General features: G+C 40.2%; 11 protein-coding genes. 7 read left to right on the forward strand and 4 right to left on the reverse strand.

Annotated elements, in window-relative coordinates; translation table 11 throughout:
• Positions 1-128 (reverse strand): pentapeptide repeat-containing protein (locus N483_RS27680; protein WP_196764402.1); only part of this gene is annotated, 128 nt, incomplete at its 3' end.
• Between the two features lie 974 nt (positions 129-1,102).
• Between N483_RS27680 and N483_RS26920 the strand changes: the two genes are divergently transcribed.
• Positions 1,103-5,425: a calcium-binding protein gene (locus N483_RS26920; protein WP_367379369.1), complete on the forward strand. Its 4,323-nt coding sequence runs from the start codon at positions 1,103-1,105 to the stop codon at positions 5,423-5,425.
• A 130-nt stretch (positions 5,426-5,555) separates the two neighbouring features.
• Here the strand turns inward: N483_RS26920 and N483_RS09120 are convergent, their stop codons facing one another.
• Positions 5,556-7,697, reverse strand: coding sequence for a winged helix-turn-helix domain-containing protein (locus N483_RS09120; protein WP_023399968.1), 2,142 nt, complete (start codon positions 7,695-7,697; stop codon positions 5,556-5,558).
• Between the two features lie 498 nt (positions 7,698-8,195).
• Between N483_RS09120 and N483_RS09125 the strand changes: the two genes are divergently transcribed.
• Both N483_RS09125 and N483_RS09130 read left to right on the forward strand, forming a co-directional pair.
• Positions 8,196-8,633 (forward strand): hypothetical protein, encoded by a 438-nt coding sequence (locus tag N483_RS09125; protein WP_023399969.1) that lies wholly within the window; start codon positions 8,196-8,198, stop codon positions 8,631-8,633.
• Positions 8,634-8,703: 70 nt separating this feature from the next.
• Positions 8,704-9,411: a hypothetical protein gene (locus N483_RS09130; protein ID WP_023399970.1), complete on the forward strand. Its 708-nt coding sequence runs from the start codon at positions 8,704-8,706 to the stop codon at positions 9,409-9,411.
• Positions 9,412-9,635: 224 nt separating this feature from the next.
• Here N483_RS09130 and N483_RS09135 read toward each other — a convergent pair whose 3' ends face one another.
• A complete protein-coding gene (locus tag N483_RS09135) occupies positions 9,636-9,836 on the reverse strand; it encodes a hypothetical protein (RefSeq protein ID WP_023399971.1) in 201 nt (66 codons plus the stop codon).
• 426 nt (positions 9,837-10,262) lie between these two features.
• Between N483_RS09135 and N483_RS09140 the strand changes: the two genes are divergently transcribed.
• Positions 10,263-11,552: a hypothetical protein gene (locus N483_RS09140; RefSeq protein ID WP_023399972.1), complete on the forward strand. Its 1,290-nt coding sequence runs from the start codon at positions 10,263-10,265 to the stop codon at positions 11,550-11,552.
• Positions 11,553-11,690: 138 nt separating this feature from the next.
• Here N483_RS09140 and N483_RS09145 read toward each other — a convergent pair whose 3' ends face one another.
• Entirely contained in the window at positions 11,691-12,881 is a 1,191-nt protein-coding gene (locus N483_RS09145) for a lactonase family protein (protein ID WP_023399973.1), read from the reverse strand.
• A 230-nt stretch (positions 12,882-13,111) separates the two neighbouring features.
• Between N483_RS09145 and N483_RS09150 the strand changes: the two genes are divergently transcribed.
• The 3 genes from N483_RS09150 (at position 13,112) to N483_RS09160 (ending at position 14,779) form a co-directional block, all read left to right on the forward strand.
• The gene (locus N483_RS09150) at positions 13,112-13,738 is read left to right on the forward strand and encodes a LysE family translocator (protein WP_023399974.1); all 627 of its coding nucleotides are present in this window, start codon (positions 13,112-13,114) and stop codon (positions 13,736-13,738) included.
• A gap of 80 nt (positions 13,739-13,818) precedes the next feature.
• Positions 13,819-14,403: a DUF4377 domain-containing protein gene (locus N483_RS09155; RefSeq protein ID WP_023399975.1), complete on the forward strand. Its 585-nt coding sequence runs from the start codon at positions 13,819-13,821 to the stop codon at positions 14,401-14,403.
• 25 nt (positions 14,404-14,428) lie between these two features.
• On the forward strand, positions 14,429-14,779 hold the full coding sequence (locus N483_RS09160) for a hypothetical protein (RefSeq protein WP_023399976.1): 351 nt from the start codon (positions 14,429-14,431) through the stop codon (positions 14,777-14,779).
• Positions 14,780-15,215: the final 436 nt, after the last annotated feature.

Here is a 15,215-nt window from a genome sequence, read left to right on the forward strand (position 1 = left end):
CTCGGGTGACAATGGCTCAGGAGACAATGGCTCAGGAGACACTGGTTCAGGTGACAATGGCTCAGGTGACAATGGCTCAGGTGACACCGGCTCAGGAGATACTGGCTCAGGTGAGGAGCCAAATCCAACGATTACCACAGAAGTATTTTCTGGTGGCATAGATAAGAATAATGGCGGTGATGGAGACGGTATTGACGACAACTTGATAGCGAGCGACGATGCCGTATTTAATGAATTTACAGGCTTAATGACTTTTACCAGTAATGGGGTAGGAAAGCTGGTGATTGACACGCAAAAAAGCGATGTTTCTTATACTTCCCAAAATGGGTATATCGACTACATTAAGATTACGGATCAAAATAGAAATACAACCGAGTTTACATTCAACACGGTAACAGGAGAAGTAACGCGATTAACAACTGTTTTTGACAATTCATCTAAAGAAGATTTATTGGCTCCTATTTCGATTCAAACCCCAGCACCTAACCCAGCTAGCCCTATTATTCTCGATTTAGATGGTGATGGCGTAGAAACCGTTGGTTTGATGGCAAATATACACTTTGACCATAATGGAGATGGCTTCAAAGAGTTAACTGGTTTTGTGGCGGCGGATGATGGGCTATTGGTCCGTGACCTAAATGGTGACGGCGTTATTAATTCTGGTAAAGAACTATTTGGTGATCAGACTTTATTAGCCAGTGGCTTAAAGGCGAGCAATGGCTTTGAGGCGCTTGCAGAGTTAGATTCAAATGGTGATGGTGTTATTGATGTAAATGATGAATCTTTTGGTGAGCTAAGAATCTTTCAGGATCTTGATCAAGATGGCGAAACCGACGAAGGCGAGCTGTTGTCCCTTACGGAAGCGGGTGTCGAGTCATTGAGCATTTCATATACCAATCAAACATTCATTGATGAGTTTGGTAATGAACATCGCCAAGTAGGTAGTTATACCAATAACGCCGGCATAAAGATTACAATGACAGATGTTTGGTTCAACCAGAACCCAGCCGAATCCGAGTATAGTACTATTGAAACCTCCTATACTATTGCCAGCCTGCCCGACGCCTTAGGCTCAGGAAAAGCTCGCTCCCTTCATCAAGCGATGGCGCAAGATGAGACTGGTGAGTTACAAAGCTTAGTAACCCAATTTGTAACAGCCTCTTCACGAGCTGAACGTGAGCCATTATTAGAGAAAATTATATTTGCTTGGACAGGGCAGACTGGTGAGCAACGACCATATTACCCTTCCCATATTGATGCTAGAAAAATTGGCGCGCTAGAGACCTTTTATGGCTTTGATCTTCCTCGACCAGGAGGGACAGGTCATAATTATGGTTTGGCTTATGAAGAGGTTTTTAGAAATTGGTCAGATACAGTCTTTTATCAGCTTGCAGCCCAAAGCCATTTAAAACCGTTTTTTAAAGAAATAGATTGGAGTAAGAATGCTGTAACGGGTGTATGGGAGGGCGATTTTAACCGAGTGGTTAATAATTTATTCGACTATGTGGAAGCAAATCATGCTACAAACTTGTCAACAGTAAACACTCTATTGGACTTTGTTCAGGCTACTCGTGGAGTAAACCCATACAATAAGGTCAGCATAGAACAACTTCACGATGCAGTTGAGCAATTTATACGAACAGAAGACATATCGGGTTATTCCCCAGAGACCCTTGGTATTGTCTACGACTTGACGTCTGGAAGGGCTATTCCCACTGAAGGAAACGACAAAATACAGGGTAATGAAAATAACAATTACTTGTTTGGTTTAGGTGGTGACGACTGGATTTTTGCCGGGGCCGGCAATGACTTTCTTGGTGGCGGTTTAGGTAATGATGAACTAAATGCTGGCTCTGGGAATGATATTTTAGACGGCGGGTCTGGAAATGATCGCTTAGAAGGTGGCCTAGGTAGTGACACATACATCTGGGGTTATGGTTCTGGAAATGATCAAATTTGGAACTTTGGCTATAGTTTGTCCGAAGATAATAGCGATATAGACAAGCTTGTATTTAAACAAGGAGTTACTGCGAGTGACTTAACTTGGGTACGTGACGGCGATGACTTAAAAATAACGCTTAACTCAAGTGGTGAAACGCTGAGAATCAAATTTCATTTTAATGAAGAGTACATTGATTATAAGTTAAAAGTTGTTGAGTTAGCAGATGGCACAGTGCTAGACCTTGATTCTATAGAGAAAGAAATTCATACAATAACGGGCACTGAAGGGAATGAGTGGCTACATGGAGGAGAGTTCAGTGAGTTTTTATTCGGTTTAGGTGGTGGCGATAATTTATATGCGAAAGAAGGCGACGACGTTCTTGATGGAGGGGCCGGTAGTGATCGCTTATACGGAGGAGAAGGCGACGACTTACTTGATGGCGGAACCGGGAGTGATTACCTGCAAGGAGATGAGGGCAATGATAGCTACTTTTGGGGAATAGGTTCGGGGAATGACACCATTAATGACTATAGCAGTGCTGATCAAAGTAACTCTCGCCATATCGACAAGCTAATTTTTAAAGCTGGTATTACCGCGAATGACTTAATTTGGACACGCGGAATAGACGATCTACTAGTGACAATTAAGTCGACAGGTGAAACCTTGTCGATAAAAAACCACGTGACATATGACGGATATCAGATTGAATCAGTAGAACTGGCGGATGGTACAGTGCTAGATCTAGCATCCATTGAAAAAGGACTAAATACTCCTAAAGGTACAGAAGGTGCAGACTATCTTCATGGCCATCGAAATGATGATGTGTTAAAGGGCTTGGGAGGTGATGACCATCTGATAGGTTACGGTGGTGACGACATACTTGATGGCGGGGCTGGCGATGATGAGTTAGAAGGAAGAGGTGGCAGCGATACCTACCTTTGGGGCGCTGGTTCGGGTAATGATACTATTACAAATTTCAGTATCGATTCACACAGCTCCACTGATGATTTTGATAAGCTCTTGTTTACAGAAGGGATCTCACATAATGATTTAACTTGGTCACGAGATGGTGATGACTTAAAAGTGATGCTGAACTCAAGTGGTGAAACACTCAGAGTTGTGTTTTATTTTGCTCGTGGCGCTTGGGAGTTAGACGCGTTCGTGCTCGCAGATGGCACGATACTAGATCGGGCGGCGATAGAGGAAGCCGCGGTAGAGAATATCAATCTCGTGAAGGGTACTGGGGACGATGACTCTATTTACACTACAGAATCCGACGAAGTTATATTAGGCCTACACGGCAATGACAGGTTATACGGCAGAGCTGGTGACGATATACTCGATGGTGGTGCTGGTAATGATAGGCTAAAAGGACAAATTGGTAATGACAAACTAGATGGTGGCGTGGGTAACGATGACTTATATGGCGGCGCTGGCAATGACATTTATTACTGGGGGCTAGGCTCAGGTAATGACCGAATTTATAACCATGATAAGTGGAGTCCAGGTGACGCGAGTGATATCGACAAATTGGTATTTAAAGCGGGCATTTCAGCGAGCGATTTAGTTTGGTCACAAGATGGAAATGATTTGAGAGTGACGCTGGTCTCAAGTGGGGAAACATTGAGCATCAAAAATCACTTTGACCCCGAATTTAGTGACTCCAAGATAAAAGTGGTTGAGCTTGCAGATGGGACTGTGCTTGACCTTGCGTCGATAGAAGGGTCAGTCACAGACGCATCGAACGTTGTGATGGGCACTGAGGCCGGTGAATCTATTTATACGTCTGATCCTGATGAAGTTTTATTGGGTTTAGATGGCAATGATAGGCTATACGGTAGAGCCGGAGACGACAGACTTCATGGCGGTGCTGGTGATGATAGACTCAAAGGGCAAATAGGCAACGACATACTAGATGGCGGAGCTGGCAACGATGCATTGTATGGTGGTGCGGGCAACGACATTTATTACTGGGGACTTGGTTCAGGTAATGACCTTATATACAACCATGACAAATGGAGCCCTGGCGATGCAAACGATATTGATAAGTTAGTATTTAAAGCGGGGATCTCTGCTAGCGACCTAACTTGGGCACGCGACGGGGTTGATTTAAAAGCGACTCTGATCACCAGTAGGGAAACTCTGAGTATCAAAAACTATTTTGATATCGAATATAGTGACTCTAAGTTAAAAGTCGTTGAATTGTCTGACGGAACCGAGCTCGATTTATCAGCTATAGACGGATCTATACCAGAAGGCATAAATGTTGTTTTAGGTACACAAAGCAACGAATCGCTTTATAGTTCTGAATTAGGTGAGATACAGTTGGGCTTGGATGGCAACGATAGCTTATATGGTAGAGCTGGTGACGACACACTCCAAGGCGGCGCTGGAGATGACATACTGAAAGGGCAAGTTGGTAACGACATACTCGATGGCGGCGCAGGTGACGACATACTCGATGGTGGTGCAGGCAACGATACGTATTATTGGGGCGTGGGGTCAGGTAATGACCAAATTTACAATGTTGATCCTTGGGGAGCGCTTCCATTTGACAAAGGTGATCATGACAGCTGGAGCCAAAGAAACGCAAATGACGTTGACAAGCTGGTATTTAAAAAAGGTGTTTCGGCAGGCGGTTTAGTTTGGTCGCGTGATGGCGATGATTTAAAAGTGACGCTCAGTTCTAGTGGTGAAACGCTCAGTATCAAACATCATTTCGACTACTACACTGACGACAATTTAAAGTTAAAAGTAGCTGAACTGTCTGATGGCAGCGTGCTCGACCTGGCGATAATATCAGATTCAATCGCAGAAGGCGGAAATATAGTTATAGGCACCCAAGGTGATGAGTCACTTTATACTTCTGATCTAGATGAGACGCTATTGGGCTTAGATGGCAATGACAGGTTATATGGTAGGGCCGGTAACGACATACTCCATGGTGGCACAGGAGATGACAGGCTTAAGGGTCAAACAGGCGATGACAAACTCGATGGTGGCGAAGGTGATGATGCCTTGTATGGTGGTTCGGGCAATGATATTTATTACTGGGGCGAAGGTTCTGGCAATGACAGCATTTACAATCATGATAAGTATAACCCTGGTCAAGACGGAGATATCGATAGGTTAGTGTTCAAAGCTGGTATTTCTTTTGAAGACTTAAGCTGGTCGCGTAATGATGATGATTTACAAGTCCAATTGAAATCAACACGAGAAATATTGACTATCAAAAATTACTATCAAAGTGGCTACGACAAAGTTGATAGAGCAGAACTCGCTAATGGAGCAGTAATTAACTTAGATGATGTCATCAACAACCAGCTGCCTCATGCTCAAGATAAATTCAATGCCTTAAATGATAGCTTTGAACTTCTTGTGCAGTCTATTTCAGGCTTTTCAGATAACTCTGATGACAGCGCGAGTGACAAAACACAATATGTAGGGAGCTACTTAGAAAAAATGACTTCTTATGTAGATTAAAACAAGATGGCTGGGATGAATTAATTGTCCCAGCTGTTTTATAGGTCATACCGTAAAATAGAGTTGCCCAATATACGAACCTCTGAATGGCGAATTCAAAGTTTATTTGGGCATCTAAACTCGCTATTTTTTATAAGTTTAATAGTAGTTCGACAACTTCTTTTTTCGACGAAATTCGAGCGGTGGCAAAAAGCCCTCTGGCATTTATCTCAGAAATGTTTGCGATATTGCTAGGTAGTTTGCCTACAACGTTAAATTGTTCGTTGCTGAGATCGTAAGACCAAAGCTCAAGTTCGTTGCTCACTCCATAAATTGTACTGCCATTGACTAAAAAGTGTTTTCTATCGCCACCGTGCCCATCTAGTGCCGGGATGTGCTCAGCCTCCACGGCTCCGGAGCGCCAAAATCTATCCAAATGGTCCGAGTAAATCAGATCTCCACTTTCAGTTCTACTTGCCCAATTAACCCGTCTGTCAGTTAAAATACGAACTTCATCGGTTATTAGGTTGAATTCTGTCAACTTACTAACACCTTGGAAGCTAGCCAGAGTTAGCGCGGTGTTTTTTACGCTGTCCCAGTGCAACAGCTCGAGTATTATGTACTCATCTGAATAGCTGGTTTGACGTGCATCTAGTTGTAATTGGACCAGTTTATTATTCACATTAACTAGAAGGCTAGCGCCATCGACAGACCACTTTATGCCAGATATATAGCTGTCTAAGGGAAATTGACTTAGTTGCTTCACACCTTGCTTATTACTTAGCCAAACCTGATCTTCTCCAGAGCGTGCAGAGACAAACGCGACGGTTTCACCATTTGGTTGTAAAACTGCACTGTCATCTGCAACCGTTGATCGATTAAGCGTTATCGAACTTTGGTCATCATCAATGCTGTTCTGAGTAAGGTCCGCCAATGGAATAGACAGTATATCGCTGTCGTACTGGCCTTTTATAATTAACGCCCGATCGCCGTCAGGGTGAAAGCTTGGCGAGAATGCCGGTTGATCGAGTGGAATACTGACATTGTTTATTTGTCCATCAAAAGACAAGGTAAACATTTGTCGTCCGGTACTAAACACAAGGTGGTTTTCAATTGGAGAGAAGTTTGCGACAAAAAGTCGCTGACGACCGGTGTCTGGTGGAAATACGATTTTATTGCTTGAAATAAGTTCGCCGCTGGGGGTTAGTAGTTCAATATAATGCTGGTTATCTTTATGAATACTAATAACTGCCAAAAGATCGTCTTTGGTAGAGTAATCATAATAGACGATATTGCCATCATTCACTTTATGTATAACTTGGCTTTCATTATCGCTGATCGAATAACTGATCAGTTGCCACTGGGATTCATCTTTTTGTAGCAAAGCAATGTTGTTATTATTTAACCAGTGCGGTCTAGTAATTTCTGAGTTTTTACATTCAAGTAAGAGCTGCATAGGCTGGGGGGCCTTGAGAGCCTTGGCAAAATCAATACTCATGAGCTGAAAGCATTTTTTTTGTGTGATAGGTTCGTCACAGTCGACCGTACGTATAAAAACCAGTTGTTTTCCATCTTTTGAAAAACTATGACGGCCATAGCTGTCTATGTTGTCTGTAAGTTTATATTCCTGCTTAGTCGCGAGATCTTTTGCCCAAATATTGTTGACACATGCTTCTTCAGAGTAACGATGAAAGATAATGTACTTACCATCTGGAGAATAGATGCTGGCAAACTCCCGCCCATCCGATGAGGTTAACGCGCGTAATTCGCCAACAGAAAACATCGGGGTGTCACTAGAGGCTGAAAAGTGCGCCCCAATAAAACCACTTACAAAAATAAAGGAGAACAGCAAAAGGAGTTTTGAGCGCCATTGAGTGAGCTTTTCAGTAATGGTTGGTGCTTTTTGAGTTGTTGGCTGCGGGCCAGAATTTACAGTTGCCGATGCACAAGAGTCCGTGTTTTTAGTTTTTACGTTTGCTTGCCAATTAACTTCACATTCTAAACTGTAACCTTGTTTAGAGTGTGTTTTGATATAAACTTGGCCTTTTCCATCATCACCGAGGGCTTTGCGAAGTTGTGCAATGCTGCGTTGTAAGCTGTTAGGTGAAACAATCGTATCGGGCCAAACTGTTGAAAGCAGTGTTTCTTGGCTAACTACTTCACCTTGATTTTTGGCCAGCAGTGTTAAAACGGCTAATGCTTTTGGTGCGACTACTTGCGGCTGTTTGTTTTGCGTGATTTGGTTTCTGGATAAATCGATAAAGAAATCACCGATCCAATATTGCTTTACCATAGAGCGTCCGTCCCGTTTATCGGGGTAACTAGTTATTATTCTTTTATTAACTGACTTTAGCACACCTTCAGTGAGTAAAAAAACAAACTTGTAACCGGCTGATTATTTTATTTTTTATTTCATAAGAATGATATTTTTAGTACATGATTTGGAAAGTGCAGAGGCCGCATGAGGTTGAGCCTGAATGTGAAGTGAAGGCCTAAACACTAATTTAGTTGTTATATTCAGGTGAGCCTTTCCAAAGAATTGGATTGATGAAAATGCCTAGACTAAGTCAAATCCCCAGCTGCTATGTCAACCAGTAGGATTAATGAACTCGTGAATGGTTCACAGTAAGCCAAACAGTGGTACATATGCAGTGTTGAACGAGTAAAACAGGTTTTTTACTTATATAACAGCTTGTATTTTTGTTTATTTTTCAGGTTTAATAAATAAAGGTTGTTTATCGGCCTGAACTCGTTTAGTAAACCTTATAATAACAATGAAAACGGACTAAATATGTATAAAATAGGCGTGTGCCTCACTTTTCTATTTTCGACTCATTTTACAGCAGCAAATGAAAATAATGGTATGGCAGCTTGCCTATCTTTGTATCAAATTGCGGCGTCTGCGATTGACTATAAAGCAAAGGGAAAAAGTAAGCAGGAAATGTTGGCGCCGTTGCCTGATAAACAAAAAATAGAAAATGATGATCAAACTGTTCCGAGTGCCATTATTGCATTGAACATGTACGATATTATTGATGAAATCTATGACTACGACACGTTACCTATAGCTGTTTACGCACCATACGCATCAGAAAAGTGTCTTCGGCGTGTGGATGGAAAACCAATTAAACCATATCGCAAAGCACACCCTCAATTGCAGCAATGCGCAAAGTTAACTCGCAGCAAAGCTATGTTAGAGTGCGCCTTTGCAGTCGTAAATCAAGTATAGCCGTCATCGCAGTAGAGATAATGTGAAAGACAGTTATTGTATATTGTAAATTTAAGTTGTTGGAATATTTATGAAGTATATTGTTATTCTATTCATCGTACTATTATCTGGTTGTACTAGTGGGCCTAAATATCTGTATAACGATCCTGATTTGTCAGCGGATCAGCGTGTATTGTTGACAAATCAATGCGATGCTGAATGCGAAAATAAAATTAAAAGCGCGCTCGAGCTTGACAATAAATATGTTGCAGCAGAATCAAGGTTATTAGAGGTTAACGGTATAAAAGGCGGCTATAACAGAAATATATCAGTCGGGAAAATGTTTAATTCAACGCTTGATGGTAGTCTTGAAATATACACAGTTCAAGGTTTGCACGAATTACTTGCTCATCATGCACTAAGAACAAGTCATAGTTTTCCTGAGCGATTTAAGGTTAATCTATTAGCTGGTCATACATATCATATTGGCGGTTTTGTCGTTAAGCAAGGCGAAGAAAACACATTATATCGTTGGTTTCCTGTGGTATATGATCTCACAGACAATAAAGTAGTTTATGCGGGCGATTCAGCATTTCAAGTTCATATGAACTTGCTTTGCCGCAGCGGTCATCCTCAATATGGTCCGTTTTGTAAGTGTATGGTTGGAGAGATAAATAGCAAGATGTCGTTTAAGGAAAAAGAAGACTACATCTTAGGCCTAAAAGCAGGTGAAAACCAAATCAACGAAAAGCTTTTAAAACGACTTACAGCAGGTATTGCTCAATGTTTACCTAAGTAAGCTAATTAGTGTATGAAAGTTGTCAGCGTCGGCTTTAATCTACACCTATCAAAGCAATGTATTTGACACTGTGGATGGGGGGTGACCACCATTTATTATGAATTTAAAAGGCTGTATAAAACTTGTTGGTGTTTTAACAGCCTTTAATATTTACGCAATACCGCAAAAACCACAATTTAAAATGCGTTTAAGATGCATCTTTAAGGTGTATATCAGTAAATATGTTATGCGCAGTGAATTGGGTGTGTATCTGGGCACGCACAGCCTGTCTCGTAAGGCATATGAGAAGGGCAGGTACCAAGGTGATATGTGTTAGGTCCACACCCAAACGAACGAATAAAGCCACCGGCAATATTTGGTGTTTGCTGTTGCACTAACTCTTTTTGTTGGCTTAGGTTTTTTAGTTTCTTTTTATTAAGTCTCATCTTTCTTCCTTAATGTTTATTTTATTGATTTTTGTTGTGTTTTAAAGTGATACAAGTACTAACATCGCCAAGTATCATTTAGGGCTTTTTGTCGCCATAAAAATATTGAGTATCCTGTCTCATTAAGAATCTTTACTAATCACAGTGGGTAAATGCCGACGTTGAGATAAAGATACGTTATTTACAGTATGTTAACTTTTGTGTCGTTTTTTATCAAGCCTAAATACTTAGTGAGCTTTTACAGTATTAATAAAAAGGTGAGAGTGCTTAATAATTTATGCGTCTATAAACGATAGTTATAACGGTTTTGATAAACGACATAAATAGAATAGGATAGTCAAATAAGTGGTTAAATTTCAGCAATAAGTATTAAAGATACCGTTATTCTTGCCGATATGTTGTTGTACTTAATATAAGGAGATTAAGATGCAAATTAAGTCAGGGCAAAGTGTTGATTCGTTGGCTATGCGTCAACTTGCGTCAAACGCTAAAGTTTCTAAATCTGAAAGGGAAGAACTTGACGAGGTGCTGCGCAGTAGAGAGGTTGCCACAATTGAGCAAGAGCCAGATCTGATGTCATTCCCATTTCGCGCAAAGCGTTACCAAGTTATTAATTTGTCATCTCCAAACGAACCACCCCAATACCAATATGGCGAATTGACCAACCCTCACGATATTGAAGCATTTCTGACCCATCAGGATAGGTTAAGCAAGGAACAAAGTGATATTCTTAGAACCTATATTCCCTCAAAAGATTTACTGGCTGTAATGGATAAAATGGATGACGAGACACTGACGGCGTTTGTTGATGTGTTATCCGCTTCATTTGGGTTAGACAGTCTTTTTGGTCATAACAAAGAGAAATCACAACAGTTGATTTCATTAATGAGCGACATGTCTGAAGAACAAATTAAGGATACTGTCGATACGTTAGCACATTTGTCAGATAAAGAAATAAACGATAAACCAGACTCACCAATTCTCGCGTTTGGGTATCGTGGACCCGCTGAAATCCAGTTGCATAGCTTTTCGCAGACTGCGGATCATCGTTCTCACTTACAGCAAAGTATTCATTTTAGTAAATTGACTCACCAATACGTTGATCTACTAGCGGAAAATCGTTATTCAGAAGGAGATCTGATGTCTATTAATCAACATTTACAGGAAAGTTCGTTTGAGCAAAGCCGAGGTATAATTGATATGGCGATAAACGTCAAAAATAATGACAGGGTTTCGTTTTTGAACATGCTTGATGAAGTAGACAAAGACAGTGAAAACAACATCTTTGAATACGTAGGCAAGCAGGTAGATGTCAGTCAGTATACCGGTGCATACGAGAGCTCGTACGGAGGATATGTCTTATTTACTGAAAAAATGGCCAGTGAATCACAGCGTACGGAGCTATATAGTAATTTAATTGATTCTTATGAAAATCAAGGTGTTGGTTTGATGGAAGATGTGGTGGGACACTTGAAAGATACACCTCCCCAGATCCAATCAAACATTTGGGAAGCGTTGAACGAGACTATCGAAAACAATCCTGCCCTATTTGATAAGTCTGATTCCATTGAAAGCTGGATGAAGTTGCGACTCGGTTCTTTTCAGCGAGATTTTGAAAATAAACAGGTTGACCAAATCTATGATATCGCAGAAGAATTAGACGTTCCAAGAGATGTAGGGCAGCTTGAGTGGGTAAAATTAAGCACTTTATATTAAAGGGGCTAAAAAGGCTGGCAAAAAATTACTGGTCCGGTTTGGCAACTAATTAACCAATTTACATATATGCATTTATAACAAATGGGTATGATTAAATCGGAAGACATACCGGACAAAGCAATCAGGTTAGCTCAATGACTAGTCGAGGCTCAGAATAAAGATTTCATTATTTTTCCCTGTCGTAACAACCAATTGTTTTTCGTCTTCCGATAGCCTCAATGATGAAACGCCCATAAGCTGGTGGCGATTAAATTCAGTTATATGCTGCCTAAACTTAAGCTTCCCCGTGCTCGGTGTGAAATCAAAAATGAGTATGCCTTTATCCGTTTCACCAGCAACAAAAAGGGCATTCTGATTGTCAGAAAACGCCATACAACATGCGCCTGATAACCCCTGAGTTTGTTCATTTGTAATAACTTGATGAAGGTTAAGGTGCCCTGATGTATCTTTTTTGAATACGTTTATGGCGTTACTTTTAGATGCAGCGACAAACAAATAGTGATTGTCAGGTGTCACGATAAGTTGCTGTGGGTTGAGCATGGATTTAACCCCGTTCTTATCATGCTGTATTGTCTGTGTGACAGCGAATTTTCCTTCTGATGTTTTAGATAGAACAGAAATTTTGCTCTGTTCAAAACCGTTGATATACAACCAATCAGTATTTTTGGATTGGGTTATAGATGTTGGTCGGCCCCAATCGTATTTTGGAAGCAATCTACCCAACGCGCTTAATTGGCCTGTCTCACGTACTTTAAACTCGCTCACAGAGTTACTTTGGTAGCTTGCAACATATAAGTGCTGATTATCTCGATTGAGATGCGTACCCCATGCTCCAACAAGGCCGAACACATCCCGGTCTTTCAAGTCTTGATATGCAGTGAAAGCTTGCTTTATATCTAGGTGATCACTGACTGTTTCAATGTGATTAAATTGGCCTTTATCATCCAGCTTGAATGTTGACAGTGAACCACTGTAAAAAGCCGATACAATAGCAATGTCAGCATCTTTTAAAAAAGAAATACTAGAAGCACCTTCTAGCGATGCTGATTTATCATGTTGTTTAGAAAAGCTCTGTGAATAAGTGAAAGCGTGATGTTTACTCGAATTAAAGATTGAGAGTGAATTACTGTCTCCGCTCACTATTAGTAGAGCATTTTCATCGGTTAACCATGCATCTCTTGGGTTGGCGACTTCAAAGTCTTGATTGTCTGCATGACGTATAACCTGTTTTAATTTTATAGAGGTTGAGTTTGCAGGAAGTTGTGTACTAGCATAAGGCTGACTAGCAAAGCTGGCAAAGCAAAAAGCCGTCAAAAACTGTAAATTCATATAGTTGTATTTTCTAGAGATTGAAACAGAGATGGGTTTAATATGAACATGTACGCGGAAGTAAATCAACTCATTATCGAGAACGGTTAATCCTAGCAATTATTTTAGTAGTCAATCAAGAATACTAAGGGAAAAGAGGCACACCATTAATCGTGCATTTTACCTTTATATAGATGAGTATTCATTTCACGACAGTTTTAAAGGTAAATATAGAGTGAGAGGTGCAATAAATGGAGTTTAGTTCTATATATGTGTTTGTTTTGGCCTGTTTGGCGATTAACTTGATCCCAGGACCAGATGTTATTTATATCGTAACAAATACCATGAGAGGAAAAGTCACAAGTGGCGTAAAGGCTGCATCGGGGCTTGGTGCCGGTTATGTTTGTCATACTATTGCGGCATGTTTGGGGTTGTCTGCTGTTATTTTAAGTTCGGCTCTGTTATTTAACATAGTAAAAATACTGGGTGCACTATATCTTGGCTACCTAGGAGTAAAATGTCTGATTTCAGTGTATAAAGGGACATCACAACTAGACTTAACACATAAAGGAACGCAAGCAAACAATATCTTTATGCAAGGTGTCATCGTCAGTGTTTTAAATCCAAAAGTTGCGTTATTTTTCCTATCTTTTTTACCTCAGTTTATCGACCCCCATAGCGAAAACGCCGCATTGCATCTATTAATTTATGGCTTGATTTTTAGCTCATTAGCAACAATTTGCAATTTAGTGTATGCAATCGCCGGGAGTTGGATGTTTAGCAGTGATAAAGCCAAGCAGTACACACAGGTGCTTGAAGGTCTTTCGGGTTTATTGCTTATCGGGCTTGCAAGCAAAATAGTGCTTGATGATAAGTAGTGGCGTTTACAAATAGAAACAGAATAATGCAAGATAATATGCAATTCTTCTTTATATGTTTCAATATAAGGAAGAATAATATGAAACGCATTTTATTATGTGTTCTATCAATCGGTTTAGCAGGTTGCGGGTCATCTAGTGAAAACACAAATATAGACTCAAGCATAAAAGAGTCGGCTCAAAATAATATCAACAAAGGATATACCGAAACAATAAAGCTATCGCCTTACCGCTCGCCCTGCACAAGTGTTACGCAGCAACTGTGCTTGAGAGTGGAGGGAGATGAAGAACAGGAGTTTGAACTATTTTATGGGGACATTGAAAATTTTGACTATCGTTGGGGCACACGCTACGAACTCATAGTCGAGGTTAAGGACATTGAAAACCCCCCAGCGGATAGTAGCAGTAAGCGATATCAATTAAGCGAAATATCTTCACAACAAGAAGATTCAATCAATACTGTTTACGAATACCAAAATGTTGATTTGCTGGACAGCACCTTTGTATCGAACAATGGATCTTTTGAATTTTTGGGCCAAGTATTTGAATGCGCAAATCAGGTTGATTGTGATAAGTTGGTTGAAATCAATAATACTGCTGGGGCGGTTAATCTGACTTTTGTTTATATTGGAAATGGCCGAATAAAGCTATCGCACTGGAATTAAATACGCTGAATATCAAGGAAAGATAATGAAATATAAGAGCTTTATTCTAAGATTTTACTATTGGTTGTTAGTCGTCTTTTCTTTTCTTCTCTATGCTCCTAGCTTCGTACCTGGTGCGATGTCTGTAATTGCATACTATATGTCTATGCTTGTGCTGCTATTGTCTGTGAATACCATTAAACATGGTGGGTTTTGGTGCTTTAGATTAATAGCAGTGATTGTTGGCTTAGGCATATTTATTGTAAATGACTATTTAAGGTTGTTTTACTCTCTGCCTTCATCTACATGGATTGGAAAAATAGTTATGTATGGTGTGTTTACTTTGATAACTGCAATTGGCATTAGAAAGTGCAATCAATTCGTGAAACAAGATTAAGGGCTAGGTAAATGAAACCGCTAGATGGCTAGTTGTGGCATATCCAAATGTTTGATTTAACGCGTATCTAAGAATTGCAATGTCCGCTTTAAAACGACTAATTCAGATGCTTTTATTTGGGTTGCATTGGTTGTTGTCTCATAAATACTCGATATTATTAACATCGGACGCGTTTACAATCTTAGGGGGAGAGCAGGTGGCTGCAAACCGCCGAAAAGTATCTTATAACTACTGCGGCATAACTCAGCACTTTCTGTTAGTAATACCTCTCTTTAACAGAGACTTTGTTTTTAGAGTATGTTTACTTAATTTTAAAAACATGGTCTCACCAACCGCATTTAACGGCTAATTGCACTTTAGCTGACTATCATTGGTTTTACTATTACCTGACAGTAATTGAACATGCTGATCTTTGAATTAAATGCTCATTTATTTT

The sequence above is a fragment of the Pseudoalteromonas luteoviolacea NCIMB 1944 genome (genome assembly GCF_001625565.1).
In the GTDB taxonomy this organism is placed as follows: Bacteria; Pseudomonadota; Gammaproteobacteria; order Enterobacterales; family Alteromonadaceae; genus Pseudoalteromonas; species Pseudoalteromonas luteoviolacea_F.

Bases quoted from the DNA above. Each gene is read 5' to 3' on its own strand.
- N483_RS09140 (WP_023399972.1), top strand. From the start codon at position 10,263: ATGCAAATTAAGTCAGGGCAAAGTGTTGATTCGTTGGCTATGCGTCAA.
- N483_RS09150 (WP_023399974.1), top strand. From the start codon at position 13,112: ATGGAGTTTAGTTCTATATATGTGTTTGTTTTGGCCTGTTTGGCGATT.
- N483_RS09135 (WP_023399971.1), bottom strand. From the start codon at position 9,836: ATGAGACTTAATAAAAAGAAACTAAAAAACCTAAGCCAACAAAAAGAG.
- N483_RS09145 (WP_023399973.1), bottom strand. From the start codon at position 12,881: ATGAATTTACAGTTTTTGACGGCTTTTTGCTTTGCCAGCTTTGCTAGT.
- N483_RS09160 (WP_023399976.1), top strand. From the start codon at position 14,429: ATGAAATATAAGAGCTTTATTCTAAGATTTTACTATTGGTTGTTAGTC.
- N483_RS26920 (WP_367379369.1), top strand. From the start codon at position 1,103: ATGGCGCAAGATGAGACTGGTGAGTTACAAAGCTTAGTAACCCAATTT.
- N483_RS09155 (WP_023399975.1), top strand. From the start codon at position 13,819: ATGAAACGCATTTTATTATGTGTTCTATCAATCGGTTTAGCAGGTTGC.
- N483_RS09125 (WP_023399969.1), top strand. From the start codon at position 8,196: ATGTATAAAATAGGCGTGTGCCTCACTTTTCTATTTTCGACTCATTTT.
- N483_RS09120 (WP_023399968.1), bottom strand. From the start codon at position 7,697: ATGGTAAAGCAATATTGGATCGGTGATTTCTTTATCGATTTATCCAGA.
- N483_RS09130 (WP_023399970.1), top strand. From the start codon at position 8,704: ATGAAGTATATTGTTATTCTATTCATCGTACTATTATCTGGTTGTACT.